Genomic DNA, 23,444 nt, shown 5'->3' on the forward strand with positions numbered 1-23,444 from the left:
GGAACGGTGTTCCCGCTAGTCGGCCCGATGCACGTGCTGCCGCTACGCCAATGGCGAACACGCTCGGCGCCCCGATGGGGAACAGTGCGCACCCGCCTCGTTCTTCGGCTTCGCGGCTGCCTCCGGGCCGGGCTCCGGAAGCCACTCACGGCTCTGTCGCCCGCCCCACCTGCATTCATACCGGAAATTCCGGCCGTTCTCGCGCAGTTTCCCCACTGGTGTTGTTCGCCCCGCGAGAAGTCCGCTCCGGGCGGCCCTGGATGACAGGGGCTCAAGCAGGGGTCGAGCCCCGTTCGAGCCGGGGCGGTGGCCCGGGGCCAGGGGTGCCGCCGGCCCGGGTAGGGCCGAACGGGGCGGGCGCCGTGACCGTGCCGCCGTTCCAGCGTTGCACAGTCCGTGAGTGTTCCGGCGACCGTCTCGGGCCACGGCGCGCGGAGGTGTGGCCTCCGCGCCCCGTCGTGGGTGGCGCGATCCGCTCGGTGCGCCGTCGGGCGCCGGGCGGCGCGTCAGGAGGCGTTGGCCGCCTCGTACGCCTCGCGGACGTTGCTCGGGACCCGGCCCCGGTCGTTCACGGGAAGGCCGTTGTCCTTCGCCCACGTGCGGATCTTTGCCGTGTCCGCGCTGCTGGCCGCCGGGCGGGCGGCGGCGCGGCCGCTGGTGCGGCGCGCGCTGGTGAGCCGGCCGCTCTGCTTGCGGCCCTTTTCGACGTACGGAGCGAGCAGGCCGCGCAGCTTCTCCGCGTTGTCGGACTTCAGGTCGATCTCGTAGGCAACGCCGTCGAGGGCGAACGTCACCGTCTCGTCCGCCGAACCGCCGTCGAGATCGTCTTCAAGAATGACCTGTACCCTCTGCGCCACGGGACTCCCTTTCCTCTTAACGACCCAATGCCTTAGGGAAAGGAAACCGCCTTTTCTCGGAAAACACAAACCCCGGTCTGTTCGCCCGGGCGCGCCAAGCGCTCCCCGGCAAGTCGCGGCGCAACAGCCGGGCAACTGCCGCGGTGCCGGTTCAGGTGCCGGTTCAGAGGTGCAGCAGCATGCGCGAGTTGCCCAGGGTGTTGGGCTTCACCCGCTCCAGGTCGAGGAACTCGGCCACGCCTTCGTCGTAGGAGCGAAGGAGTTCTTCATACACTTCCGTAGCGATGACGGCCGGGTCTGTCGTACCATCATCGGTTTCCCCGATCTCGACGAAGCCGTGTTTCGCGAAGAACGCCACCTCGAACGTCAAGCAGAAAATCCGACGGACGCCGAGCCAGCGCGCGGTGTCCAGCAGCCGGTCCAGCAGTACGTGCCCGATGCCGTGACCTCGGCAGATCGGATCGACCGCCAGGGTGCGGACCTCGGCGAGGTCCTCCCACATGACGTGCAGCGCTCCGCAGGCGACCACGGTGCCGTCCGCCTCCCGTTCGGCCACCCAGAACTCCTGGACGGATTCGAACAGCGCGACGGTGGGCTTGTCGAGCAGAATGCCGTCGCGCGAGTAGCTGTCGATGAGCCGGCGTACGGCCCGCACATCAGTGGTCCGCGCCCGGCGGATGGTGACCTCCATGGGCGGGACGTTATCGCGTCCCGGGGGGAGGGGTCTCCTCGGTTCCGTTCGCCAGGTCGGGGCCGGCCACCCGAAGTGCGTCGCGCAGCGCGCCCCGCTGCTCGGCGGACATCGTGCCGAAGAAGTGCACCAGCGCGGCGGCGGGATTGTCGCTGGTGCTCCAGGCGTCGTTCATCAGCGATGCCGTGTACGCCTCACGGGAGGAGACCGGCGCATATCGATAGGCGCGCCCCTCGCGCTCCCGGCGCAGCCAGCCCTTTCGGTACAGCTTGTCCAGCACGGTCATCACCGTCGTGTACGCGATTTCGCGTTCCGTGCGCAGATCGAGCAGCACCTCGCGAACCGTCACCAGGCGGTTCCACTCCCACACCCGGGTCATGACGGCGTTCTCCAGCTCACCGAGCGGACGCACCATACGACCACTTTAGAGACTTTTTGTCGGTTCAACGGAGAAGGCCACTCCCTGATCGGGGAGTGGCCTTCGAAATCCCGTCCGCGGGAGCCGGTCTACTCGGCGGTCCCGCCGCCGGCGGCGGCCGCGGGCCGGGTCAGCGCCTCGGCGGCGGCGTCCTCCTTGCCCTTCTGGGTGCCGCCCTGGCTGCGGATGATGGCCCGCACCAGGAAGCCGAAGCCGATCGCCATCACCAGCGGTGGCACGATCGCACTGACGTACTCCATCAGGTCACTCTCCCTTGGTCAGCTCGGTGGACACCGCGTCGGAGCCGCCCGCCGGGTCCGTGAGCTTCCTGCTCTCGGGCTTCACCAGCGGGAAGAGCACCGTCTCGCGGATGTTCTTGCCGGTGAGCAGCATGATCAGGCGGTCGACGCCCAGACCCAGCCCGCCGGTGGGCGGCATCGCGTACTCCAGGGCCCGCAGGAAGTCCTCGTCCACCTGCATCGCCTCGACGTCGCCGCCGGCCGCCAGCAGCGACTGGGCGGTGAGGCGGGCGCGCTGCTCGACCGGGTCGATCAGCTCGGAGTAGGCGGTGCCCAGCTCCGTCCCGAAGATCACCAGGTCCCACTTCTCCGCCACGCCGGCGATCGAGCGGTGCTGGCGGGTGAGCGGGGAGACCTCGGTCGGGTAGTCCCGGATGAAGGTGGGCCGGATCGCGTTCTCCTCCAGCAGTCGCTCGATCATCTCCAGGACGATCTGGCCGTGGCCCCACTCCTTCTCGTAGGGCACGCCGGCCGCGTCGGCGAGCTTGCGCAGCTCCTCGACGGTGGTCCGCGGAGTCACCTCGGTACCCAGCCGCGCGGAGATGCCCGGGTAGACGCTGACCTCCTCCCACGGCTCGGCCAGGTCGATCTCGTGCTCGACGCCGTGCGGGTCGGTGCCGCGCACCACGGTGGTGCCCAGCGCGTCCCGGGCCGCGTTGACCACGATCTCCCGGATCAGCTCGGCCTGGGTGTCGTAGTCGCCGTACGCCTCGTAGGACTCCAGCGCGGTGAACTCCGGGTTGTGGGTCGCGTCGGCGCCCTCGTTGCGGAAGTTCCGGTTGATCTCGAAGACCTTCTCGGCGCCGCCGACCACCAGCCGCTTGAGGTAGAGCTCGGTGGCGATCCGCAGGTAGAGGTCGATGTCGTAGGCGTTGATGTGGGTGACGAACGGGCGGGCGTTGGCGCCGCCGTGGATCGGCTGCAGCATCGGGGTCTCGACCTCGAGGTAGCCGCGGTCCTCGTAGGTGCGGCGGATCGAGCGGATCACCTTGGTGCGCAGCTGCAGGATCTCGCGGGCCTCGGGGTTCACGATCAGGTCCACGTACCGCTGGCGGACCCGGGCCTCGGGGTCGGTCAGGCCCTTGTGCTTGTCGGGCAGCGGGCGCAGGCACTTGGCGGTCAGCGCCCAGCTGTCCACCATGACGCTCAGCTCACCGCGCTTGGAGGTGATCACCTCGCCCTCGACGCCCACCTGGTCGCCCAGGTCGATGTCGCCCTTCCAGGCGGCCAGTCGCTCCTCGCCGAGCTTGTCCAGCGAGAGCATCACCTGCAGGTCGCCCGAGCCGTCGCGCAGCGTCGCGAAGCAGAGCTTGCCGCCGGTGCGGGCCAGCACGACCCGGCCGGTGACGCCGACCCGCTCGCCGGTGGCGGTGTCGACGGGCAGGTCCGGGTGCTTGGCGCGGAGGTCCGCGATGGTGGTGGTCCGGGGGAATCCGACCGGGTACGGGTCGACCCCGGCGGCGCGCAGGCGCTCGAGCTTCTCGCGCCTCACGCGCATCTGCTCGGGAAGGTCGTCGGTCGCGGGAAGGCTGCTCTGATCGCTCACCTCACCAGGGTAGCGAGCCATACACCCCGCCCCGCCACCGGATATCGCCGGGGCGGGGCGGGGTGCGTCACGCGTGCGGGGCTCAGCCCTGGTCGGCGGCCTTGCGGCGGCGGTTCGCGTAGAAGAGCGAGCCCGCGCCGAGCAGGATCACGCCGCCACCGACGGCGGCGATGGCACCGGCGTTGGAGCCGCCGCCGGTGAAGGCGAGGTCCTGGGAGGTGCCGGCGGCCTTGGTGGGCGTGGCGACCGCGCTGGGGGTCCTGGCGGGGGCGGCCGCGGCGCTGGTGGTGGCGACGGCCGGGGCGCTGGTGGCGGGGGCGGCCGCGGCGGTGCTGGGGGTGGGAGAGGCCGTGGCCTGGGCGCCGAAGGCGAGCTGGACGCTGTTGTTCGCCGGGTTCGGGTCGAAGCTCAGCTTGTCGGCTGCGGCGAAGTCGGACGGCGCCTCGCCGTCGACGAAGTCGACCAGGCCGTTGCGCACAGCGGTGGGGTCGTCGACCTGGACGCCGAAGTCAAAGGTGATCTTGAAGCCGGCGAGCTGGGTGTCCTTGGTGTCGCAGCGGTACAGGGTCCGGCCGGCCGGGTCGGAGACCTTGGCCTGCGTGCAGCCGTTCGGAACCGTGGTGACCTTGACGCCGGCGGGCAGGATCACCTGCAGGTCGGCGGCCGAGGAGCCGGCCCGGCTGGTGATCATCGCCGGACCGTCGTTGCGCAGGCCGACCTGGAGGGTGCCCTGCTTGCCCCCGGACTGCGGCTGCCAGCTCCCGAGCGCGACGAAGTCCGCGCTGTTGTCGACGCTCACCTGGAGGTCGGCGCCGTTGTTCTGGCTCAGCTCGGCCACGGTGGAGGGAACCGGGGCCGGGGACTCGGGCTTGCCGAGGGTCAGCCGTGGGCCGCTGCCCTGAACGAGCTTGTCCGTGGCGGGGAACCCGGTGAGGTCGACCGGCTGCGGGCTCACGTTGAACTCGATGTCCTCGCCCAGTGCCTGACTGGTCACGTCGAACTGCACCGGGTCGAGGTGGACCGTCTCGCCGGGGGCGATGCCGGTGTTGACGGTGCAGATCGCGATCGACTCGATCCCCGAGCTGTGGTCGTAGAGGCAGTTGCCGTACTGGTGCATCGGCAGTGCGGTGTCCGAGTAGATCTCGATGGTGGTCTGGGTGGAGGCCAGCGACCCGTTGTTGGTGATGTCCAGGCCGGTGGTGATGGTCGAGCCGACCTTGAGGCCGTGCTGCGCGGGGAGCGGCTTGACCGACAGCTGGGTGCCACCGACGGTGAGCACGGTGTCGAAGGAGGCGGAGCCGCCGTCGGGAGTGGTCGCCGTCAGGTGCAGTTTCGCGGAGGTTCCGGGCTTCGCGGTCTTGACGGCCTGGAAGGGCAGCTCGAGCTGGCTGCCGACGTTCGGGCCGACGGACTCGTCGCAGGTGACGGTGGAGCCCTGGGTCGTGCAGGCGGCGCTGGTCTGGACGGTGGCGATGCCGGCCAGCGCGCTGGTGTCGATCGTGACCTTGGCTTCCTGCGGCTTGGCCGACTGCGGGTCGGCGATCGTCATGCGCACCTGCTGCGTGGTGCCGTCGGTGGGCAGCGCGTAGACCGCCTGGCCGGTGATGGTCAGCGCCCCGGCGGCCGCCTGCGCCGGCAGCGCTGTCAGGCCGGCGGTGACGAGTGCGGTGAGCGCGGTGGCGCCGGCCGCGGTTGCCCTGCGGGTGCGGGCTGAAAGCACGGGGTCCCCCTGGTGACTGAATATTCCCAGCGGACCATAAGGGTGTTCATGAGGGAATGAATCGGGCACATAAGGACAGTGGTGCGCAAGCGCACTGAGATTTTATGAAATCTTGACCGGCGATCGGTCATGGAGTGCTCGCATTGTCGATAAAGCACCGCGCGCCACCGCCCCCGCGAGGGCGATGGCGCGCGGTCCGGGCACGGAGTCACCCCGTACCGGTCGCGAGTTCCTCGTCCTCCTCCTCGCGCGGCGCCGCGGGGTGCGTTGCCGCGCCCACCGGGGCGGGGCGGCGGGCGAAGAGTTCGGCCGGGGTCGGGATCCGGGTCGGGCGCTGGGTCGAGGCGGTGGACTGGTGGGACTGGGTGCTCATCGGGATCGGTCCTCCGGCTCGGTCGGTGAGGGGGGTGGGCACGGCGGCCAGGTGGCGGGCGGGGGCCGGGACGGGCTCGGTGGCGGGGCGGGGCAGGCCCGAGGTGAGCGCGAGGCGTTCGCGGACGGCGGACTCGGCCAGGGCGTGGCAGCGGCCGGCCAGGCGTGAGCGGCGGCTGTGCTCGCCGGGGCCGCAGGGCTGCCGGGTCAGGGCGCGCAGGGCCGACAGGTCGTCGGGTTCGGGCAGGTAGCCGTCGGTGACGGCCTCCTCCAGGCGTTCCAGGTAGCCCGGGGCGCTGCCGGGCAGCGCGGTCCGGTAGCGGACCAGTTCGGCGAGCAGGAAGCGGCGCAGCCGGCCGCCCTCGGCGGCGGCCTCGTCGATGGCCTCGGTCAGGCGCAGCGCGTCCTGGACGTCCTCGATCCAGAGGTCGGCCGAGCCGTGGCCGGACGGCAGCTGCGCGGGAACGGCGGGGTGGAGAGCTTGGGCGAGAGCACGGCGCAGCACGCGCACTTCGTCGGCGCTGAAGGCCATGCCGCCGCGGGATCCGTGGGGCGTGGGCATAAGTTGACACTACGTGAGGAATATCCGATTTGTCGGAAGCCTCGCGCGCGGCGCCCCGTTCGGATCAGTCCGTGCCCTCCCGTGTTGCGCCCGGCCCGCCCTCCGTGTTGTGCCCGGCCCGCCGTGCCGTGCTCAGCTCGTCGTGTTGCGCTCGTAGACCAGCCGCAGGCCGATCAGGGTCAGCCAGGGCTCGTGCACGTCGATCGTGCTCGCCTCGCCCAGCACCAGCGGTGCCAGGCCGCCGGTGGCGATCACCTGGACGTCCTCCGGGTCCTTGGGCGAGAGTTCCTTGGCCATCCGGGTGACCAGCCCGTCCACCTGTCCGGCGAAGCCGTAGAGGACGCCCGACTGCATGCCCTCCACGGTGTTCTTGCCGATCACGTTGCGCGGCCGGGCCAGCTCGATCTTGCGCAGCTGGGCGCCGCGCACCCCCAGCGCCTCGACCGAGATCTCGATGCCGGGGGCGATCGCGCCGCCCACGTAGTCGCCGCGCTCGTTGATCGCGTCGAAGGTGGTGGCCGTGCCGAAGTCGACCACGATGCACGGGCCGCCGTACAGGTGGTTGGCGGCCAGCGCGTTGACGATCCGGTCCGCGCCGACCTCCTTGGGGTTGTCCATCAGGACGTGCACCCCGGTCTTCACCCCCGGGGCCACCAGCACCGCGGGCACGTCGCCGTAGTAGCGGCGGGTGACCTCGCGCAGCTCGTGCAGCACGGCGGGCACCGAGGAGCAGATCGCCAGGCCGTCCACCTGCTCGGGCCCGGTGCCGCCGGTGCGCCGGCCCATCAGGCCCTGCATCAGGACAGCCAGTTCGTCGGCGGTGCGGCGCGGGTCGGTGGAGATCCGCCAGTGGTCGACGACCTCCTCACCGTCGAACAGGCCGAGCGTGGTCTGGGTGTTGCCGACGTCGATGGTGAGGAGCATGGGCCGCTTTCGTCTGTCGCAGGGTCAGGAACGGAGGTCCAGGCCGATGTCCAGGACCGGCGCCGAGTGGGTCAGCGCGCCGACCGCGAGGTAGTCGACACCAGTCTCGGCGACCGCGCGCGCGGTGGCCAGGGTCAGGCCGCCGGAAGCCTCCAGCTTCGCCCGGCCGTCGACCAGGGCGACGGCCTCCTTGAGCTCGGCCACGGTGAAGTTGTCCAGCAGGATCAGGTCGGCCCCGGCCTCCAGCACCGGCGCGATCTGGTCGATCCGGTCCACCTCGACCTCGACCTCCAGCTCGGGGTAGGCGGCCCGCACGGCCCGGAAGGCCTCGGCCACGCCGCCCGCGGCGACCACGTGGTTGTCCTTGATCAGCGCCGCGTCGGAGAGCGCCATCCGGTGGTTGACGCCGCCGCCGCAGCGCACCGCGTACTTCTGCAGCGCGCGCAGGCCCGGGTGGGTCTTGCGGGTGTCGCGCACGGCGGCACCGGTGCCCGCCAGGGCGTCCGCCCAGGCCCGGGTCGCGGTGGCGATGCCGGACAGGTGGCAGAGCAGGTTGAGCGCGCTGCGCTCGGCGGTGAGCAGGTCGCGGGTGCGGCTGCGCACCGAGAGCAGCACCTGGCCGGCCTCGACCAGGTCGCCGTCCTCGACGTGCCGCTCGACCTCGAACTCCTCCTCGCAGATCAGCGAGACCACGGCCTCGGCGATCCGCAGGCCCGCCACCACGCCGGCCTCGCGGGCGGTGAAGTCGGCGGTGGCCACCGCGTCCTCGGGGACGGTCGCCACCGACGTGACGTCCTCGCCGCCGGCCAGGTCCTCGGCCAGCGCCAGGGTGGCGATGTCCTCGACCTCGACCGGGTCCAGGCCGGCCTCCTCCAGCAGCTCGGCCAGCGCCGGGTCCAGGCCGGTCTCGTAGCCCTCGCCGTCGGCGCAGCCGCAGCCCGCGCCGCAGCCCTCCTGGCCGGCGTCCTGGTCCGCGAGCGGCAGCTCTTCGTGCGTGTGGGTCATGGTTGCTCAGTGCTCCTCGGCGACGCGGAGTCCGTCCGCGTCCAGGGTGGTGGTCAGGTGGCGGCGCCAGTGGGCGTCGTCGCGCTCGGGGAAGTCCTGGCGCCAGTGGCAGCCGCGGGTCTCCTCGCGCCGGGCGGCGGCGGCCACCAGGGCGGTGGCGACCAGCAGCAGGTTGGCCGCCTCCCAGGTCTCCACCCGGGGGTCGGCCGGCTTCTCCTCGGCGGTGTGCGCGGCGGCGCCCTCGGCGAGCGCGGCCAGCCCGGCGGCGGCGGTGGCCATGCTGGCGGCCGAGCGCAGCACGCCGGCGCCGCGCGACATCAGGTGCTGGACCTGGGCGCGGGCCTCGGGGGCGGGCAGCGGCACGGTGCGCGCGGCGCGGGCGGCGGCCACGTCCACCGCGCGCTCGGGCAGGTCGCCGGCCCGGTGCCGGGCGGTCAGGTCGGCGGCGATCCGCTCGGCGAAGACCAGGCCTTCGAGCAGCGAGTTGGAGGCCAGCCGGTTGGCACCGTGCACGCCGGTGCAGGCCACCTCGCCGCAGGCGGAGAGGCCGGGCACCGAGGTGCGCCCGCGCAGGTCGGTGCGGACCCCGCCGGAGGCGTAGTGCGCGGCCGGGGCGATCGGGATCGGCTCGGTGACCGGGTCGATGCCGTGCGAGCGGCAGGAGGCCAGGATGGTCGGGAACCGCTCGGCCCACATCGCGGCGCCGAAGTGCCGCCCGTCCAGGTACATGTGGTCGGTGTCCTGGGCCTGCATCTGCCGGGTGATCGCCTTGGCCACGATGTCGCGCGGGGCCAGCTCGTTGAGCTCGTGGGTGCCCAGCATGAAGCGGGTCCCGGCGGCGTCCACCAGGTGGGCGCCCTCGCCGCGGACCGCCTCGGAGATCAGCGGCTGCTGGCCCTGGGCCTCCGGGCCGAGCCACAGGACGGTCGGGTGGAACTGGACGAACTCCAGGTCGGCCACCTCGGCGCCGGCCCGCAGGGCGAGCGCCACCCCGTCGCCGGTGGAGACCGCCGGGTTGGTGGTGGCCGAGAAGACCTGGCCCATGCCGCCGGTGGCCAGCACCACGGCCCTGGCCCGCAGCGCGCCGACCCCGTCGCGCTGGCCCTCGCCCATCACGTGCAGGGTCAGCCCGGCCGCGTGGCCGCTCTCGTCGGTGAGCAGGTCGAGCACCAGCGCGTGCTCGATCAGCTCCAGGCCCGGGTCCGAGCGGACGGCGGCGACCAGGGCCCGCGATATCTCCGCGCCGGTGGCGTCGCCGCCCGCGTGCGCGATCCGGCGCCGGTGGTGGCCGCCCTCGCGGGTGAGCAGCATCTCGCCGTCGGCGCCGGTGTCGAAGGCGGCGCCGACCGCGATCAGCCGGTGCACCGCGCCCGGGCCCTCGGTGACCAGGACCCGCACGGCCTCCTCGTCGCAGACCCCGGCCCCGGCCACCAGCGTGTCGGCCAGGTGCTGCTCGGGGGTGTCGCCCTCGCCCAGCGCGGCGGCGATCCCGCCCTGGGCCCAGCGGGTGGAGCCGTCGTCCAGCATCGCCTTGGTGACCACGGTCACCCGCAGGCCGGCCTGGCGGATGCCGAGGGCGGCGGTCAGGCCCGCCACGCCGGAGCCGACCACCACGACGTCGGTGGTGGCGGTCCAGCCCGGGGCGGGCGCGGTGAGACGGTGGGTCGCAGGCATGGCGGGGCTCCAGTCGGCTTGGGTGTCAGGCGTGTACGGCGTCGCCGCGCAGGGTGTCCGTCCCGGGCAGCGCCTCGGCGGCGTCCGCCCCGGTGCCGGTGATCCTGTTCTCGGCATCCACGAAGACCACCTTGGGCCGGTAGGCCTTGGCCTCGGCGGTGTCCATCTGCCCGTAGGCGATGAGTATCACCAGGTCGCCGGGGTGCACCAGGCGGGCGGCGGCGCCGTTGATGCCGATCACGCCGGTGCCGCGCGGCCCGGCGATGGTGTAGGTCTCCAGGCGGGCCCCGTTGTCGATGTCGACGATGTGGACCAGCTCGCCGGGCAGCAGGTCGGCCGCCTCCAGCAGGTCCTCGTCGACCGTCACCGAGCCGACGTAGTGCAGGTCGGCCTGGGTGACGGTGGCGCGGTGGATCTTGGACTTCATCATGGTGCGGAGCATGGGTCACGCCTCCTGGGTCGGGTGCTTGCCGAATCGCGTCGTTGCTCTACCTGAGTTCTGCCCGAGCTCTACACGGCGGGGCTCTACCTGACGAGCAGACGGACGTTGTCGATCAGACGGGTGGTCCCCACCCGCGCGGCCACGGCCAGCACCGCCTCGCCCTGGAAGTCGTCCGGCGCCTCGACGAAGTCGTGCGGGTCGATCAGGGCGAGGTAGTCGAGCTCGACGCCCTCGGCCTCGTCGAGCACCCGCGCGGCCGCCTCGCGCACGGCCTTGGTGCCCTGCGCGGCCACGTCGCGCCCGGCGAACAGCGCCCGGGAGAGTGCCAGGGCCCGCTCGCGCTCGGCCTCGGCGAGGAAGCGGTTGCGCGAGGAGAGCGCCAGGCCGTCCGCCTCGCGCACGGTCGGCACCCCGACCACCTCGACGTCGAAGTCCAGGTCGGCCACCATCCGCTGGATGATCGCCAGCTGCTGGGCGTCCTTCTCGCCGAAGTAGGCGAAGTCGGGGTCGGTGATGTGCAGCAGCTTGGCCACCACGGTCAGCATCCCGTCGAAGTGGCCGGGGCGGCTGACGCCCTCGAACCGCTCGCCCATCGGGCCCGCCGACAGTCGCACCTGCGGGGTGCCGTTGGGGTAGACCTCCTCGGGCAGCGGGGCGAAGACCACGTCGGCGCCGTGCTCCTCGGCGAGGCGGACGTCGGCGGCCAGGGTGCGCGGGTAGCGCTCCAGGTCCTCGGTGGGGCCGAACTGCAGCGGGTTGACGAAGACCGTGACGGCGACCCGGCCGTCCGCGCCGACCTCCTTGCGGGCCGCCCGGATCAGCGCGGCGTGGCCCTCGTGCAGCGCGCCCATGGTCATCACGACCGCGTTGTCCACCGGGCTCTCGTCGGGCCAGAAGGCGCCCTCGAAGTCGGCGACGGTGTGGGTGAGCTGCGCCTTGCGGACCTTCGGGGCCTTGGCGGCGGGCTTGGGGCGGGCCATCAGATCTCCTCGTCGAGTACGTCCAGCAGCGAGGCCGCCGCTTCGTCCGTCAGCGTTCCGTTCGCCAGCGCCCGCTGCGCGGTGGCCTTCGCCATCGCCCGGTAGGCGGCCGGGATGTCCGGTGACACCGTGGTCAGCTGCGCCAGGTGCCGGCGTACGGTGCCGGCGTCGCCGCGGGCCACCGGGCCGGTCAGCGCCGCGTCGCCGGAGCGCAGGCTGTTGTCCAGCGCGGCGCCGAGCAGCGGGCCGAGCAGCCGGCCGGGCTCGGCGACCCCGGCGGTGCGCAGCAGCTCACCGGCCTGCGCGACCAGGGTGACCAGGTGGTTCGCGCCGTGCGCCAGGGCGGTGTGGTAGAGCGGGCGGACCTGCTCGGGCACCCACTCGGGCTCACCGCCCATCTCCACCACCAGGGCCTCGGCCACCGGCCGCAGCTCCTCGGGGGCGGTCACCCCGAACGGGCAGCCGGCCAGCCGGGCCAGGTCGACCGAGGTGCCGGTGAAGGTCATCGCCGGGTGCAGCGCCAGCGGCAGCGCGCCGGCCCGGGTGGCGGGCGCCAGGATGCCGACGCCGTGCGCACCCGAGGTGTGCACCAGCAGCTGGCCCGGACGGATCGCACCGGTGGTGGCCAGCCCCGCGACCAGGTCGGCCAGCGCGTCGTCGGGGACGGTCAGCAGCACCAGGTCGGCGGCGGCCAGCACCTGAGGGGGAGTCACCAGGCGCACGCCCGGCAGCAGCGCCTCGGCGCGGCGGCGGGAGGCGGCGGAGACGCCGGAGGCGGCCACCACCCGGTGGCCGGCCAGTTGCAGGGCGGCGCCGAGGGCGGGGCCGACCCGGCCGGTGCCGACCACGCCGACGGCCAGGCGGGCGGGGCGGCCGGCCGGGTCGCCCGGGTCGGGGAGGTCGAACAGCTCGGAGGTGCTCACTTCTGCGTTCCAGTCCTCTACGGGTACCAGACGGTCCGTCCCATCCTACGGCCCGCCGTGGGCGCCCTTGGACCGGCCGGCCCTACGCGTGCCCGCCCGCCCGGAGCAGGCCGGCCTCGTAGGCGAGCACCACGGCCTGTACCCGGTCGCGCAGGCCCAGCTTGGCCAGGATCCGCCCGACGTGGGTCTTCACGGTGGCCTCGGAGAGCACCAGCGAGGCGGCGATCTCGCTGTTCGACAGGCCCTGGGCGACCAGCAGGAAGACCTCCCGCTCCCGCTCGGTGAGCGGCGCCAGGGCGGGCTGGGCACCGGAGGCCTTCGGCATCGGGAGCACCTCGGCGAACTGGTCGATCATCCGGCGGGTGGTGGTCGGCGCGACCACCGCGTCGCCCGCGTGCACCGAGCGGATCGCGGCCACCAGCTCGGTGGGCGGCACGTCCTTGAGCAGGAAGCCGCTGGCCCCGGCCCGGAGCGCGGCGAAGGCGTACTCGTCCAGGTCGAAGGTGGTCAGGATGAGCACCTTGGGCGCGTCGGGCCGCGGCGTGCCGTCGGCGTCCAGGCAGATCCGGCCGGTGGCCTGCACGCCGTCCATCCTGGGCATCCGCACGTCCATCAGGATCACGTCCACCGAGGTGCCGGCCAGCACCTCCAGGGCCCGGGCGCCGTCGCCGGCCTCGGCGGCGATCTCGATGTCGTCCTGGGACTGCAGCACCATCCGGAAGCCGGTGCGCAGCAGCTCCTGGTCATCCACGAGCATCACACGGATCGTCACCTTGGGGGCTCTCCTTCTGTCGGGCGGCTGTCGGGGCTGCCGGACGGCTGTCGGGCGGCTGTCGGTGGTTGTCGGGCGGCTGTCGGGGCTGCCGGACGGCTGTCGGGCGGCTATCGGGCGGTCTTCAGGGGGAGGACGGCGCGGATCCGGAACCCGCCGCCCGGGCGCGGTCCGGCGTCCAGGCTGCCGCTGACCATGCCTATCCGCTCGCGCATGCCGATCAGGCCGTGGCCCTGCCCGTCGGTGCCGCCCCGGGTGAGCTGCTCGTCGGTGCTGCCGCGCCCGTCGTCCTCGATCAGCACGTTCAGGTCGCGGTCGCCGAAGTCCACCGCGACCCGGGCGCTGACGCCCGGGCCGCCGTGCTTGCGGACGTTGGTCAGGGCCTCCTGGACGATCCGGTAGACCGTCAGCTCGACCCCCCGGGGCAGCTCGCGCGCCTCGCCCGAGGTGGAGAACTCCACCGGCAGGCCGGCCGTGCGCACCTGGTCGAGCAGGTCGGGCAGCTCCTCGACGCCCGGCTGCGGAACGTACTCGTGGGCGGCGTCGGCGGTGCGCAGCACGCCCAGCAGGCGGCGCATCTCGACCAGCGCCTGCCGGCCGGTGGAGGCGATGGTGGCCAGCGCCTCCTTGGCCTGCTGCGGCGAGTTGTCCATCACGTAGGCGGCGCCGTCGGCCTGCACGATCATCACCGAGACGTTGTGCGCGACCACGTCGTGCAGCTCGCGGGCGATCCGGGCCCGCTCGGCGGCCACCGCGACCTTGGCCTGGGCGTCGCGCTCGCGCTCCAGGCGGGCCGCGCGGTCCTCCAGCTCGGTCAGGTAGGCGCGCCTGACCCGGGTGAGCCGGCCCCAGGCCCAGCAGAGGATGAACGGGCTGGAGAGCAGCGCGGCGACGAAGGCCTGCTGCAGGAAGCCGTGCCCCGGCGGGTGGTCGTCCGCGGTGCGGCGCAGCAGCCAGACCGTGAGCGGCCCGGCGAGCAGGCCGCCGGTCAGCGCGAAGCGGGAGGTCCAGGGCCTGCCGAAGGCGGCACCGGTGTAGCAGAAGACCAGGTAGCCGATCGAGGAGGCGTCCGGGTCGATCTGGGCGGTGACCTGGGCCAGCCCCAGCGTCATCGCGGCGGCCACCGTGGCGTTGGGCCAGCGCCGGCGCACCACCATGAGGCCGCAGATGACCACCGCGATGACCAGCAGCGCGGGCTGGTGCCAGCCCGCCTCGTTGATCGCGCCCAGCACGGAGAGCAGGAGCACGATGGACGCCCAGGCGCCATCGACCACCATGGGGTGTCCGCGAAGCCAGGCGTTGAGTCGATGCACGTGACCAGCCTAGGCAGTCCGCGGGGGCACTCCCGTCCGCCGTAGGAGCGATCCCGCCCTCGTCCGCAGGTCGGAGCCCGGTACGGTCGCGGGCATGACCTGGATGCGCTGGCGCCCCGCCATGGAAGGGGCCCTGTACGGGGCCGACGGCGGTTTCTACCGCGGGCCGGAGGGCCCGGCCGGGCACTTCAGGACCTCCGTGCACGCCTCGCCCCAGTACGCGTGGGCGGTCGGCCGGCTGCTGCTGGAGGTGGACGCGGCGCTCGGCCACCCCCAGGAGATCGCCCTGATCGACGTCGGGGCCGGGCGCGGCGAGCTGGTCGGCGCGCTCTGCGACCTGATGGCCGAGCCCCTTCGCGGACGGCTGCGCGCCTACGGCGTGGAGCTGGCCGGGCGCCCGCCCGGCCTGCCCGCCGCGGTGCGGTGGACCGAGCGGGTCCCCCAGGGGGCGGTCGGGCTGCTCTTCGCCAACGAGTGGCTGGACAACGTGCCGCTGGACATCGCCGAGTACGGCGAGGACGGGGTGCCGCGCTACGTCGAGGTCTCGCGGTCGGGGCGGGAGCGGCTGGGCGAGCCGCTGTCGGCGGCGGACGCGGCCTGGGCACAGCGGTGGTGGCCGGCGGGCGGGCCGGGTACGCGGGTGGAGCTCGGCGGGCCCAGGGACGCGGCGTGGGCGGCGGCGGTGGGTGCGCTGGAGCGGGGTCTCGCGGTGGCGGTGGACTACGCGCACCTGGCCGGTGCCCGGCCGCCGTTCGGCACGCTGACCGGCTTCCGCGAAGGGCGCGAGGTGGCGCCGGTGCCGGACGGCAGCTGCGACCTGACGGCCCACGTGGCGCTGGACTCCGCGGCGGCCCCGGCTGTCCACACCCTGTGGACGACCCAGCGCGCCGCGCTGCGGGCGCTCGGCGTGGACGGTTCCAGGCCGCCGCTCGCGCTGGCGTCGAGCGACCCGGTGGGCTACGTCCGGGCGCTGGCCGCCGCCGGGGAGGCGGCCGAGCTGACCGCGAGCGCCGGCCTGGGCGGCTTCGGCTGGCTGGCGCAGGCCGTCCGGATGCCGGTACCGCCCAGCCTCGCTGGGCTGTCGGGATGGCAGACTCTGGAGGCATGAGCAGCTTGAGGGAGACCACGGTCGGCATCGGGGCCGGTGCCGCCCCGCTCGATGAGGTGGGCACCGCGACCGACATGGTGCTGAACATCGGCCCGCAGCATCCGGCCACCCACGGCGTGCTCCGGCTCAAGCTGGTGCTGGAGGGCGAGCGGATCGTCTCGGCCGAGCCGATCATCGGGTACATGCACCGGGGCGCCGAGAAGCTCTTCGAGGCCCGGGACTACCGGCAGATCATCATGCTGGCCAACCGGCACGACTGGCTCTCCGCCTTCGCCAACGAACTGGGCGTGGTGCTCGCCGTCGAGCGGATGCTCGGCATGGAGGTCCCCGAGCGCGCGGTGTGGATCCGCACCCTGCTCGCCGAGCTCAACCGGGTGCTCAACCACCTGATGTTCATCGGCTCCTACCCGCTGGAGCTGGGCGGGATCACGCCCGTCTTCTACGCCTTCCACAGCCGCGAGGAGCTCCAGCACGTGCTGGAGGAGGCCAGCGGCGGCCGGATGCACTACATGTTCAACCGGGTCGGCGGCCTCAAGGAGGACCTGCCGGCCGGCTGGCTCGGCCGGGTCCGCCAGGCCGTCGCCGCGGTCCGCGCCCAGCTTCCGGTCTACCAGGACCTGGTGCTCGGCAACGAGATCTTCCGGGCCAGGACGGCGGGCGTCGGGGTGCTCGCGCCCGAGCACGTGCGGGCCTACGGCATCACCGGGCCGATCGCCCGGGCCAGCGGCGTCGACTTCGACCTGCGCCGCGACGAGCCCTACCTCGCCTACGGCGAGCTGCAGGACGTGCTCACCGTGGCCCTGCGGGAGGAGGGCGACTGCCTGGCCAGGTTCGAGTGCCTGCTGGAGCAGAGCGCCAATTCGCTCGACCTGGCCGACGCCTGCCTGGACCGGCTGGCCGGGCTGTCCGCCGGGCCGGTCAACCTGCGGCTGCCCAAGGTGCTCAAGGCCCCCGAGGGCGAGACCTACGCCTGGACCGAGAACCCGCTCGGGGTCAACGGCTACTACCTGGTCTCGCGCGGTGACAAGACGCCGTGGCGGCTCAAGCTCCGCTCGGCGTCCTTCAACAACATCCAGGCGCTCACCGAGCTGCTGCCCGGCACCCTGGTGGCCGACATGGTCGCGATCCTGGGGTCGATGTTCTTCGTGGTCGGGGACATCGACAAGTAGCGGACAAGTAGCGGACGAGGAGCGGCCGGGGTGGCCGGCCGGCGGTCGCCGGCTACTTCTTGGCCCGCTTCGGGTCGGCGGGGTGGGGCGCCAGCTTCCGGTCCGCCCGGGACTTGATCCGCTGCTCGCAGAGCCCGGCCAGCACCGCGTAGGCCTCGGCGCCCATCAGCTCGGTCAGCTCGGGCCGGTAGCTGACGTAGACCGGGTCGACGGCCTGGTGCGCCTCGGGGCTGCTGGTGCACCACCAGTGCAGGTCGTGGCCGCCCGGGCCCCAGCCGCGCCGGTCGTACTCGCCGATCGAGACCTGCAGGTAGCGGGTGTCGTCCGGGCGGTCGATCCAGTCGTAGGTGCGGCGGATCGGCAGCTGCCAGCAGACGTCCGGCTTGGTCTCCAGCGGCTCCTTGCCCTCCTTGAGGGCCAGCGTGTGCAGCGCGCAGCCCTGGCCGCCGGCGAAGCCCGGGCGGTTGAGGAAGATGCAGGCGCCGTCCACCCGGCGGGTCTGCCGGTCGCCGTCCTCGTCCAGCATGGTGATGCCGCCGTCGAGCTTGAGCCGGCCCTTCTTGTCGGTGCCCTGCTCGAAGTACTGCCAGGTCTCGGGGGTGAGCCGCCGGGCGTGCCCGACCACGCGCTGCTCGTCGTCCTCGTCCGAGTAGTGGGCGCCCAGCGTGCAGCAGCCGTCGGACTCGCCGCGCCCCGGGCGGATGCCGTGGCAGCCCTGGCCGAAGATGCAGCCCCAGCGCGAGGTCAGCCAGGTCAGGTCGCAGCGGAAGACCTGCTCGGTGTCGGCGGGGTCGGTGAACTCGACCCAGGCGCGGGGGAAGTCCGGCCCGATCTCGGGCAGGGGCTTCTTGCTGGTCGGGGCGGGGATGTCGATGGCGGCCACCTGGCAAGGGTAGCCGCCACCGACATCCGCCCGGGCCCGGGTCAGGCCCGCAGGAACGCCTCCAGGGCGGTCGCGAAGGCCACCGGGGTCTCGTACATCGGGTAGTGGCCGGTGGCGGGCAGCACCTCCAGCTCGGCGGCCGGGTAGAGCGGCTGCCAGCCGGTGCGGAAGACCTCCGGGGTGATCGCCAGGTCGTGCTCGCCGACGAAGACCTTGACCGGCAGCTGGAGGCCGGCCGCCTTCGCCGCGAAGTCCTGGGCGGTCCACTCGGCCAGGTAGGCGGCGAAGGCGTCCACCCGGCTGGTCGCGCTGGAGCGGGCCACCATCCGGTCCAGCCAGACGGGGTTCGCCCGCTGCCCGGTGACCTGGTCGAGGATCATCCGGCGGGCGGTGAAGTTCTGCGGGGCGGCCTCGAACAGCGGCCGCGAGTCCTCGTCCAGCGGGAAGGCCCCGGCCGGCACCGGGGCGATCCCGACCAGCTTGCGCACCCGCTCCGGCGCCTCGACGAGCACCCGCTGCGCCGCCTTGCCGCCCATCGAGTGGCCGACCAGCGAGAACCGCTGCCAGCCCAGCTCGTCGGCCAGCGCCAGCGCGTCGGCGGCGATCTCGGCCAGGGTGTAGTCCCCGGGCACGTCGACCCGGTCGCCGTACCCGCGGTAGTCCAGGAACGCGTAGCCGAAGGCCGAGCGGTCCAGGTAGTCGAGGAACGGGCCCCAGCCCGCCGTGGTGCCGAACCAGTCGTGCAGGACGATGACCTTGTGCTCGCCGGCGCCCAGGAGGCGGTGACTGACCGTCATGATGCTTGGCTCCCAAGTGATCGAGGGGACGTCAGCTGACAGGCTGGCCCGAACCGGGGCCGGTCGGCAATCGAACAGGCGCGATCCGGGCAGGTCCGGTGGCGTAGCGTGGTGAATTATGCGACTCGGTGTGCTCGACGTAGGTTCCAACACCGTCCACTTCCTCGTGGTGGACGCCCACCCCGGCGCCGCGCCGCTGCCCGCGTACTCGCACAAGGCGGAGCTGCGGCTGGCCGAGCTGCTCGACGGGCACGGGGAGATAGGGGTCGAGGGGATCCAGCGGCTGATCGACCACATCGCCTCCTCGCTGCGGGTCGCGGAGGACAAGGGCGTGGTCGACCTGCTGCCGTTCGCCACCTCGGCGGTGCGCGAGGCGGCCAACGGCGAGGCGGTGCTGCGCCGGGTCCGCGAGGAGACCGGGGTGGAGCTGAACGTGCTCTCCGGGCAGGACGAGGCCCGGCTCACCTTCCTCGCGGTGCGGCGCTGGTTCGGCTGGTCCTCCGGGCGGCTGCTCGACCTGGACATCGGCGGCGGCTCGCTGGAGATCGCCTGCGGCATCGACGAGCAGCCCGACACCGCCGTCTCGCTGCCGCTGGGCGCCGGCCGGCTGACCGCGGGCTGGCTGCCCGGCGAGGTGGTCGACCCGGACGCGGTGCGCGAGCTGCGCCGGCACATCAGGGCGGAGATCGCCGACGTGGTCGGCGAGGTGTCCAGGCTCGGGGCGCCGGACCACGCGGTGGCCACCTCCAAGACCTTCAAGCAGCTGGCCAGGATGACCGGCGCCGCGCCCGCCGAGGCCGGTCCGCGGGTGCCGCGCAAGCTCAGCCGCAGCGGGTTGGCCGCCTGGCTGCCCAGGCTCGCCGCGATGACGCCGGCCGAGCGGGCCAAGATCCCCGGGGTCTCCGAGGGCCGGGCCCGCCAGCTGCTGGCCGGGGCGCTGGTGGCCGACGCGGCGATGGACCTGTTCGGTCTGGAAGAACTCGACATCTGTCCGTGGGCGCTGCGCGAGGGCATCATCCTGCGCCGCCTGGACAGCATGGGCCAGCACGGCGGGACACCGCTTCCGGCGCCGTCCGCCTGAGACCGGGCCGCCCGGTCTACCCTGTCTCCCGTGGAGGACGAGCCCGAGGTGGAGGACGAGCGCCCTCAGGAACGGCGGCCCGAACAGCGGCCAGAGGGGTCGGACGAGCGGCCTGACCAACGGCTGCCGGACGAGCGGGCCCAGGCCCGCCCCCGGCGGCGGGCGGCCCGGGCCGGCGCCGCGCCGCGGCCCCGGCTGCCCAGGGCGCCGCGCCGCGAGGCGCCGCAGCGCCGCCGTGACCCGCTGCTGCGCACCACCGACCGGCTGGTGCTGCCCGCGCACCCGGCGCTGCACGTCCCGGACACCAAGATCGCCCTCTCCACCGCCTCGGTCTACCCCGACAACACCGCGATCGCCTTCGAGCTGGCCGCCAGGCTGGGCTACGACGGGGTGGAGGTGATGGTCTGGAACGACCCGGTCAGCCAGGACCTGGACGCGCTGCGCGCGCTCTCCGAGCAGTACCGGATGCCGATCCTGGCGGTGCACGCGCCCTGCCTGCTGATCACCCAGCGGGTCTGGACCACCGACCCGTGGACCAAGCTCAAGCGGGCCAGGGCGGCCGCCGAGACGCTGGGCGCGGACACCGTGGTGGTGCACCCGCCGTTCCGCTGGCAGCGCCAGTACGCCCGCGAGTTCGTCCTGGGCATCGAGCGGATGGCGGGCGAGACCGCGGTGCGCTTCGCGGTGGAGAACATGTACCCGTGGCGCTACAAGGACCGCGAGGTGCTCGCCTACGCCCCCGGCTGGGACGTCACCGAGGAGGCCTACCGCCACTTCACCGTGGACCTCTCGCACGTGGCCACCTCGCGGATCGACGCCTTCGCCATGGTGGACCGGATGGGCGAGCGGCTGGCGCACGTGCACCTGGCCGACGGCACCGGCTCCGGCAAGGACGAGCACCTGATCCCCGGCCGCGGCAAGCAGCCCTGCGCCGAGCTGCTGGAGCGGCTGGCCCGCACCGGCTTCGACGGCCACGTGGTGCTGGAGGTCAACACCCGCCGCTCGGGTTCACCCGCCGAGCGGGAGGCGGACCTGGCCGAGGCGCTGGCCTTCACCCGGCTGCATCTGGCCACCGGCTCGCGCGTACTCTGACGGTACGAACGACCCTCGGAGGCGGCAGGCCATGACCCGGACTCAGCACGACGAGCACGCTTCGAGCTTCGGCGCCGTGGCCGCCGAGTACGACCGGGCCAGGCCCTCGTACCCGGCCGGCCTCTTCGACGCGATCGAGGAGCTGACGGGCCGTCCGCTCAAGGGCTCGGACGTGCTGGACGTCGGGGCCGGCACCGGGATCGCCACCCGGCTGCTGCACGCGCGCGGCGCCCAGGTGGTCGCGGTCGAGCCGAGCCCCGGGATGGCGGCCCAACTGCACCGGGTCAGCCCGGGGATCCCGCTGGTCCGCGGCGGCGGCGACGACCTGCCGTTCCACGACGCCACCGCCGACCTGATCACCTACTTCCAGGCCTTCCACTGGACCGACCCGCTGCGCTCGGTGCCCGAGGCGCTGCGGGTGCTGCGCCCGGGCGGGGCGCTGGCGCTGGTCTGGAACCTCAAGGACCGCTCGGTGCCGTGGCTGGGTGAGCAGGAGGCCCGGCTGGCCGCGGCGCTGCCGAACTTCCACTACTACGGCGACATGAACGTGATCACCGGGGCGCTGGACGCCCATCCCTTCGAGGTGGCCACCCGCCAACTGCGCTGGGAGCGCCGGATCACCGTCGAGGACGTGATCACCGACCTGCGCTCCAAGTCCTACTTCGCGGTGCTGGACGAGGCGGTGAAGGAGCCGGTGCTCGCGGCCGAGCGGGCCGCGCTGCTGGAGGTCTTCCCGGACGGCCGGGTCACCGAGGAGTACCGGGTCGAGGCCACGGTGGCGGTCAAGCGCGGGTGACCGGTGGCGGCCGGGCACGGGTGACCGCGATGCGGACGGTGCGTCCGGGTGGTGGGCGGCGGGCGTAGGCTCGGCAGTTACCTACCCGAAGGGAATGGAGAAATCCCGTGCCCGAGCTGAAGTCCCGTACGGTCACCCACGGTCGCAACATGGCAGGCGCGCGCGCCCTCCTCCGGGCGGCCGGTGTAGCCCGCGAGGACTTCGGCAAGCCGATCATCGCGGTGGCCAACTCCTTCACCGAGTTCGTCCCCGGCCACACCCACCTGCAGCCGGTGGGCCGGATCGTCTCCGAGGCGATCGCGGCGGCCGGCGGCATCCCGCGCGAGTTCAACACCATCGCGGTGGACGACGGCATCGCGATGGGTCACCACGGGATGCTCTACTCGCTGCCCTCGCGCGACCTGATCGCCGACAGCGTGGAGTACATGGTCAGCGCGCACTGCGCGGACGCGCTGATCTGCATCTCCAACTGCGACAAGATCACCCCGGGCATGCTGATGGCCGCGCTGCGCCTCAACATCCCCACCGTCTTCGTCTCCGGCGGTCCGATGGAGGCCGGCCAGGCGGTGCTGGTCGACGGCACGGTGCGCAAGCTCGACCTGGTGAACGCGATCTCCGACGCCGTCAACGAGAACGTCTCGGACGCGGACATCGCCATCATCGAGGAGAACGCCTGCCCGACCTGCGGCTCCTGTTCGGGCATGTTCACCGCCAACTCGATGAACTGCCTGACCGAGGCGATCGGCCTCTCGCTGCCGGGCAACGGCTCCACGCTGGCCACCCACACCGCCCGCCGGGCGCTGTACGAGGACGCCGGCCGCACCGTCGTCGAGATCACCAAGCGCCACTACGACGGCGACGACTACTCCGTCCTGCCGCGCTCCATCGCCACCCGGGCCGCGTTCGAGAACGCGATGGCCCTGGACATCGCGATGGGCGGTTCGACCAACACGATCCTGCACCTGCTGGCCGCCGCCCAGGAGGCCGAGCTTGACTTCGACATGCGGGACATCGACCAGATCTCCCGCAAGGTGCCCTGCCTCTCCAAGGTCGCGCCGAACGGCTCGTACTACATGGAGGACGTGCACCGGGCCGGCGGCATCCCCGCGATCCTCGGCGAGCTCTACCGCGGCGGGCTGCTCAACGAGGACGTGCACACCGTGCACAGCGACTCGCTCGCCGAGTGGCTCAAGACCTGGGACGTGCGCGGCGGCTCCCCCTCGCCGACCGCCGTCGAGCTCTTCCACGCCGCCCCCGGCTGCGTCCGCTCCTCCAGCGCCTTCTCCCAGTCCGAGCGCTGGGACTCGCTGGACACCGACGGGGCCGGCGGCTGCATCCGCAGCGTCGAGCACGCCTACTCGGTGGAGGGCGGCCTCGCCGTGCTCTACGGCAACCTGGCCGAGGACGGCTGCATCGTGAAGACCGCCGGTGTCGACGAGTCGATCTGGACCTTCTCCGGGCCCGCCGTGGTGCTGGAGTCCCAGGAGGACGCGGTGGACGCGATCCTGACCAAGCGGGTCAAGGAGGGCGACGTGGTGGTGATCCGCTACGAGGGCCCCAAGGGCGGCCCCGGCATGCAGGAGATGCTCTACCCGACCTCCTTCCTCAAGGGCCGGGGCCTGGGCAAGGCCTGCGCGCTGATCACCGACGGCCGGTTCTCCGGCGGCACCTCCGGGCTGTCGATCGGCCACGCCTCCCCGGAGGCGGCCTCCGGCGGCACGATCGCGCTGGTCGAGGACGGCGACATCATCTCGATCGACATCCCGGGCCGCTCGGTCCAGCTGGAGGTCTCCTTCGAGGAGCTGCACGAGCGCCGGCTGCGCCTGGAGGAGACGGGCGGCTACCAGCCGCTGCACCGGGACCGCCCGGTGAGCGCGGCGCTCAAGGCCTACGCGGCGATGGCCACCTCGGCCGACAAGGGCGCGGTGCGCGACGTCAGCAAGCTGGGCTGAGCGCCCGGGTCTCGTCCCGCGTCGGATCGGACCCGGGCTCCGAGGCCGCGACCTGGGGCTCAGGGATA

Annotated in this window: 22 protein-coding genes and 1 pseudogene; 6 read left to right on the plus strand and 17 right to left on the minus strand. The window is 73.0% G+C overall.

The window, feature by feature from the left end; all coding sequences use genetic code 11:
- Positions 1-506: 506 nt before the first annotated feature.
- From OG455_RS22660 to OG455_RS22730, 15 genes and pseudogenes are all read right to left on the minus strand, one after another.
- On the minus strand, positions 507-857 hold the full coding sequence (locus tag OG455_RS22660) for an Lsr2 family protein (RefSeq protein ID WP_266296499.1): 351 nt from the start codon (positions 855-857) through the stop codon (positions 507-509).
- A gap of 163 nt (positions 858-1,020) precedes the next feature.
- Complete coding sequence (locus OG455_RS22665) at positions 1,021-1,548, minus strand: amino-acid N-acetyltransferase (RefSeq protein WP_266296501.1); 528 nt, start codon at positions 1,546-1,548, stop codon at positions 1,021-1,023.
- A 10-nt stretch (positions 1,549-1,558) separates the two neighbouring features.
- On the minus strand, positions 1,559-1,963 hold the full coding sequence (locus tag OG455_RS22670) for a BlaI/MecI/CopY family transcriptional regulator (protein ID WP_266296503.1): 405 nt from the start codon (positions 1,961-1,963) through the stop codon (positions 1,559-1,561).
- Between the two features lie 92 nt (positions 1,964-2,055).
- Positions 2,056-2,226, minus strand: coding sequence for a hypothetical protein (locus OG455_RS22675; protein ID WP_266296505.1), 171 nt, complete (start codon positions 2,224-2,226; stop codon positions 2,056-2,058).
- A 4-nt stretch (positions 2,227-2,230) separates the two neighbouring features.
- Positions 2,231-3,808, minus strand: a pseudogene (gene lysX / locus OG455_RS22680) (bifunctional lysylphosphatidylglycerol synthetase/lysine--tRNA ligase LysX); the annotation flags it as partial.
- Positions 3,809-3,893: 85 nt separating this feature from the next.
- Positions 3,894-5,531 carry a hypothetical protein gene (locus tag OG455_RS22685; RefSeq protein ID WP_266296507.1) on the minus strand — a complete coding sequence of 546 codons (1,638 nt, stop codon included), beginning with the start codon at positions 5,529-5,531 and terminating at the stop codon, positions 3,894-3,896.
- 208 nt (positions 5,532-5,739) lie between these two features.
- Positions 5,740-6,465, minus strand: a complete 726-nt coding sequence (locus OG455_RS22690; protein ID WP_266296509.1) for a hypothetical protein — start codon at positions 6,463-6,465, stop codon at positions 5,740-5,742.
- A gap of 132 nt (positions 6,466-6,597) precedes the next feature.
- Complete coding sequence (locus OG455_RS22695) at positions 6,598-7,389, minus strand: type III pantothenate kinase (RefSeq protein WP_266296511.1); 792 nt, start codon at positions 7,387-7,389, stop codon at positions 6,598-6,600.
- 24 nt (positions 7,390-7,413) lie between these two features.
- Positions 7,414-8,394 carry a carboxylating nicotinate-nucleotide diphosphorylase gene (gene nadC, locus OG455_RS22700; protein WP_266296513.1) on the minus strand — a complete coding sequence of 327 codons (981 nt, stop codon included), beginning with the start codon at positions 8,392-8,394 and terminating at the stop codon, positions 7,414-7,416.
- Between the two features lie 6 nt (positions 8,395-8,400).
- Positions 8,401-10,068: an L-aspartate oxidase gene (locus OG455_RS22705; protein WP_266296515.1), complete on the minus strand. Its 1,668-nt coding sequence runs from the start codon at positions 10,066-10,068 to the stop codon at positions 8,401-8,403.
- A 25-nt stretch (positions 10,069-10,093) separates the two neighbouring features.
- Complete coding sequence (gene panD / locus OG455_RS22710) at positions 10,094-10,510, minus strand: aspartate 1-decarboxylase (RefSeq protein ID WP_266296517.1); 417 nt, start codon at positions 10,508-10,510, stop codon at positions 10,094-10,096.
- Between the two features lie 83 nt (positions 10,511-10,593).
- Entirely contained in the window at positions 10,594-11,490 is an 897-nt protein-coding gene (gene panC / locus OG455_RS22715) for a pantoate--beta-alanine ligase (RefSeq protein WP_266296518.1), read from the minus strand.
- Complete coding sequence (locus OG455_RS22720) at positions 11,490-12,413, minus strand: Rossmann-like and DUF2520 domain-containing protein (protein ID WP_266296519.1); 924 nt, start codon at positions 12,411-12,413, stop codon at positions 11,490-11,492. Before OG455_RS22720 ends, panC begins: the two co-directional genes overlap by 1 nt.
- An 82-nt stretch (positions 12,414-12,495) precedes the next feature.
- Complete coding sequence (locus OG455_RS22725) at positions 12,496-13,185, minus strand: response regulator transcription factor (protein ID WP_266296520.1); 690 nt, start codon at positions 13,183-13,185, stop codon at positions 12,496-12,498.
- Between the two features lie 110 nt (positions 13,186-13,295).
- On the minus strand, positions 13,296-14,498 hold the full coding sequence (locus OG455_RS22730) for a sensor histidine kinase (RefSeq protein WP_266296521.1): 1,203 nt from the start codon (positions 14,496-14,498) through the stop codon (positions 13,296-13,298).
- Positions 14,499-14,592: 94 nt separating this feature from the next.
- Here OG455_RS22730 and OG455_RS22735 point away from each other — a divergent pair, with 94 nt between their 5' ends.
- Positions 14,593-15,606, plus strand: coding sequence for an SAM-dependent methyltransferase (locus tag OG455_RS22735; protein ID WP_266296522.1), 1,014 nt, complete (start codon positions 14,593-14,595; stop codon positions 15,604-15,606).
- A 5-nt stretch (positions 15,607-15,611) separates the two neighbouring features.
- On the plus strand, positions 15,612-16,775 hold the full coding sequence (locus OG455_RS22740) for an NADH-quinone oxidoreductase subunit D (protein WP_266300912.1): 1,164 nt from the start codon (positions 15,612-15,614) through the stop codon (positions 16,773-16,775).
- A 52-nt stretch (positions 16,776-16,827) separates the two neighbouring features.
- Here OG455_RS22740 and OG455_RS22745 read toward each other — a convergent pair whose 3' ends face one another.
- Positions 16,828-17,658, minus strand: a complete 831-nt coding sequence (locus OG455_RS22745; protein ID WP_266296524.1) for a hypothetical protein — start codon at positions 17,656-17,658, stop codon at positions 16,828-16,830.
- A gap of 41 nt (positions 17,659-17,699) precedes the next feature.
- Positions 17,700-18,455 (minus strand): alpha/beta fold hydrolase, encoded by a 756-nt coding sequence (locus OG455_RS22750; RefSeq protein WP_266296526.1) that lies wholly within the window; start codon positions 18,453-18,455, stop codon positions 17,700-17,702.
- A gap of 118 nt (positions 18,456-18,573) precedes the next feature.
- On the opposite strand from OG455_RS22750, the gene OG455_RS22755 reads away from it, so the two are divergent.
- The 4 genes from OG455_RS22755 to ilvD all read left to right on the plus strand — a co-directional run bounded on the left by OG455_RS22755 (position 18,574) and on the right by ilvD (position 23,376).
- Positions 18,574-19,536 carry a Ppx/GppA phosphatase family protein gene (locus tag OG455_RS22755; RefSeq protein WP_266296528.1) on the plus strand — a complete coding sequence of 321 codons (963 nt, stop codon included), beginning with the start codon at positions 18,574-18,576 and terminating at the stop codon, positions 19,534-19,536.
- A gap of 288 nt (positions 19,537-19,824) precedes the next feature.
- A complete protein-coding gene (locus tag OG455_RS22760; protein WP_266300913.1) occupies positions 19,825-20,628 on the plus strand; it encodes a sugar phosphate isomerase/epimerase in 804 nt (267 codons plus the stop codon).
- A 31-nt stretch (positions 20,629-20,659) separates the two neighbouring features.
- Complete coding sequence (locus tag OG455_RS22765) at positions 20,660-21,424, plus strand: class I SAM-dependent methyltransferase (protein WP_266296529.1); 765 nt, start codon at positions 20,660-20,662, stop codon at positions 21,422-21,424.
- A 107-nt stretch (positions 21,425-21,531) separates the two neighbouring features.
- Positions 21,532-23,376 carry a dihydroxy-acid dehydratase gene (gene ilvD / locus OG455_RS22770; protein WP_266296531.1) on the plus strand — a complete coding sequence of 615 codons (1,845 nt, stop codon included), beginning with the start codon at positions 21,532-21,534 and terminating at the stop codon, positions 23,374-23,376.
- The last annotated feature ends 68 nt before the right edge of the window (positions 23,377-23,444 follow it).

Origin of the sequence: Kitasatospora sp. NBC_01287, from assembly GCF_026340565.1 — a bacterium.
GTDB lineage: Bacteria > Actinomycetota > Actinomycetes > Streptomycetales > Streptomycetaceae > Kitasatospora.

Excerpts from the sequence above, each read along its gene's own strand:
- OG455_RS22665 (WP_266296501.1), bottom strand. The coding sequence starts at position 1,548 with ATGGAGGTCACCATCCGCCGGGCGCGGACCACTGATGTGCGGGCCGTA.
- nadC (WP_266296513.1), bottom strand. The coding sequence starts at position 8,394 with ATGACCCACACGCACGAAGAGCTGCCGCTCGCGGACCAGGACGCCGGC.
- OG455_RS22765 (WP_266296529.1), top strand. The coding sequence starts at position 20,660 with ATGACCCGGACTCAGCACGACGAGCACGCTTCGAGCTTCGGCGCCGTG.
- panC (WP_266296518.1), bottom strand. The coding sequence starts at position 11,490 with ATGGCCCGCCCCAAGCCCGCCGCCAAGGCCCCGAAGGTCCGCAAGGCG.
- OG455_RS22690 (WP_266296509.1), bottom strand. The coding sequence starts at position 6,465 with ATGCCCACGCCCCACGGATCCCGCGGCGGCATGGCCTTCAGCGCCGAC.
- OG455_RS22675 (WP_266296505.1), bottom strand. The coding sequence starts at position 2,226 with ATGGAGTACGTCAGTGCGATCGTGCCACCGCTGGTGATGGCGATCGGC.
- OG455_RS22755 (WP_266296528.1), top strand. The coding sequence starts at position 18,574 with ATGCGACTCGGTGTGCTCGACGTAGGTTCCAACACCGTCCACTTCCTC.
- OG455_RS22670 (WP_266296503.1), bottom strand. The coding sequence starts at position 1,963 with ATGGTGCGTCCGCTCGGTGAGCTGGAGAACGCCGTCATGACCCGGGTG.
- OG455_RS22695 (WP_266296511.1), bottom strand. The coding sequence starts at position 7,389 with ATGCTCCTCACCATCGACGTCGGCAACACCCAGACCACGCTCGGCCTG.
- panD (WP_266296517.1), bottom strand. The coding sequence starts at position 10,510 with ATGCTCCGCACCATGATGAAGTCCAAGATCCACCGCGCCACCGTCACC.
- OG455_RS22750 (WP_266296526.1), bottom strand. The coding sequence starts at position 18,455 with ATGACGGTCAGTCACCGCCTCCTGGGCGCCGGCGAGCACAAGGTCATC.
- OG455_RS22735 (WP_266296522.1), top strand. The coding sequence starts at position 14,593 with ATGACCTGGATGCGCTGGCGCCCCGCCATGGAAGGGGCCCTGTACGGG.
- OG455_RS22705 (WP_266296515.1), bottom strand. The coding sequence starts at position 10,068 with ATGCCTGCGACCCACCGTCTCACCGCGCCCGCCCCGGGCTGGACCGCC.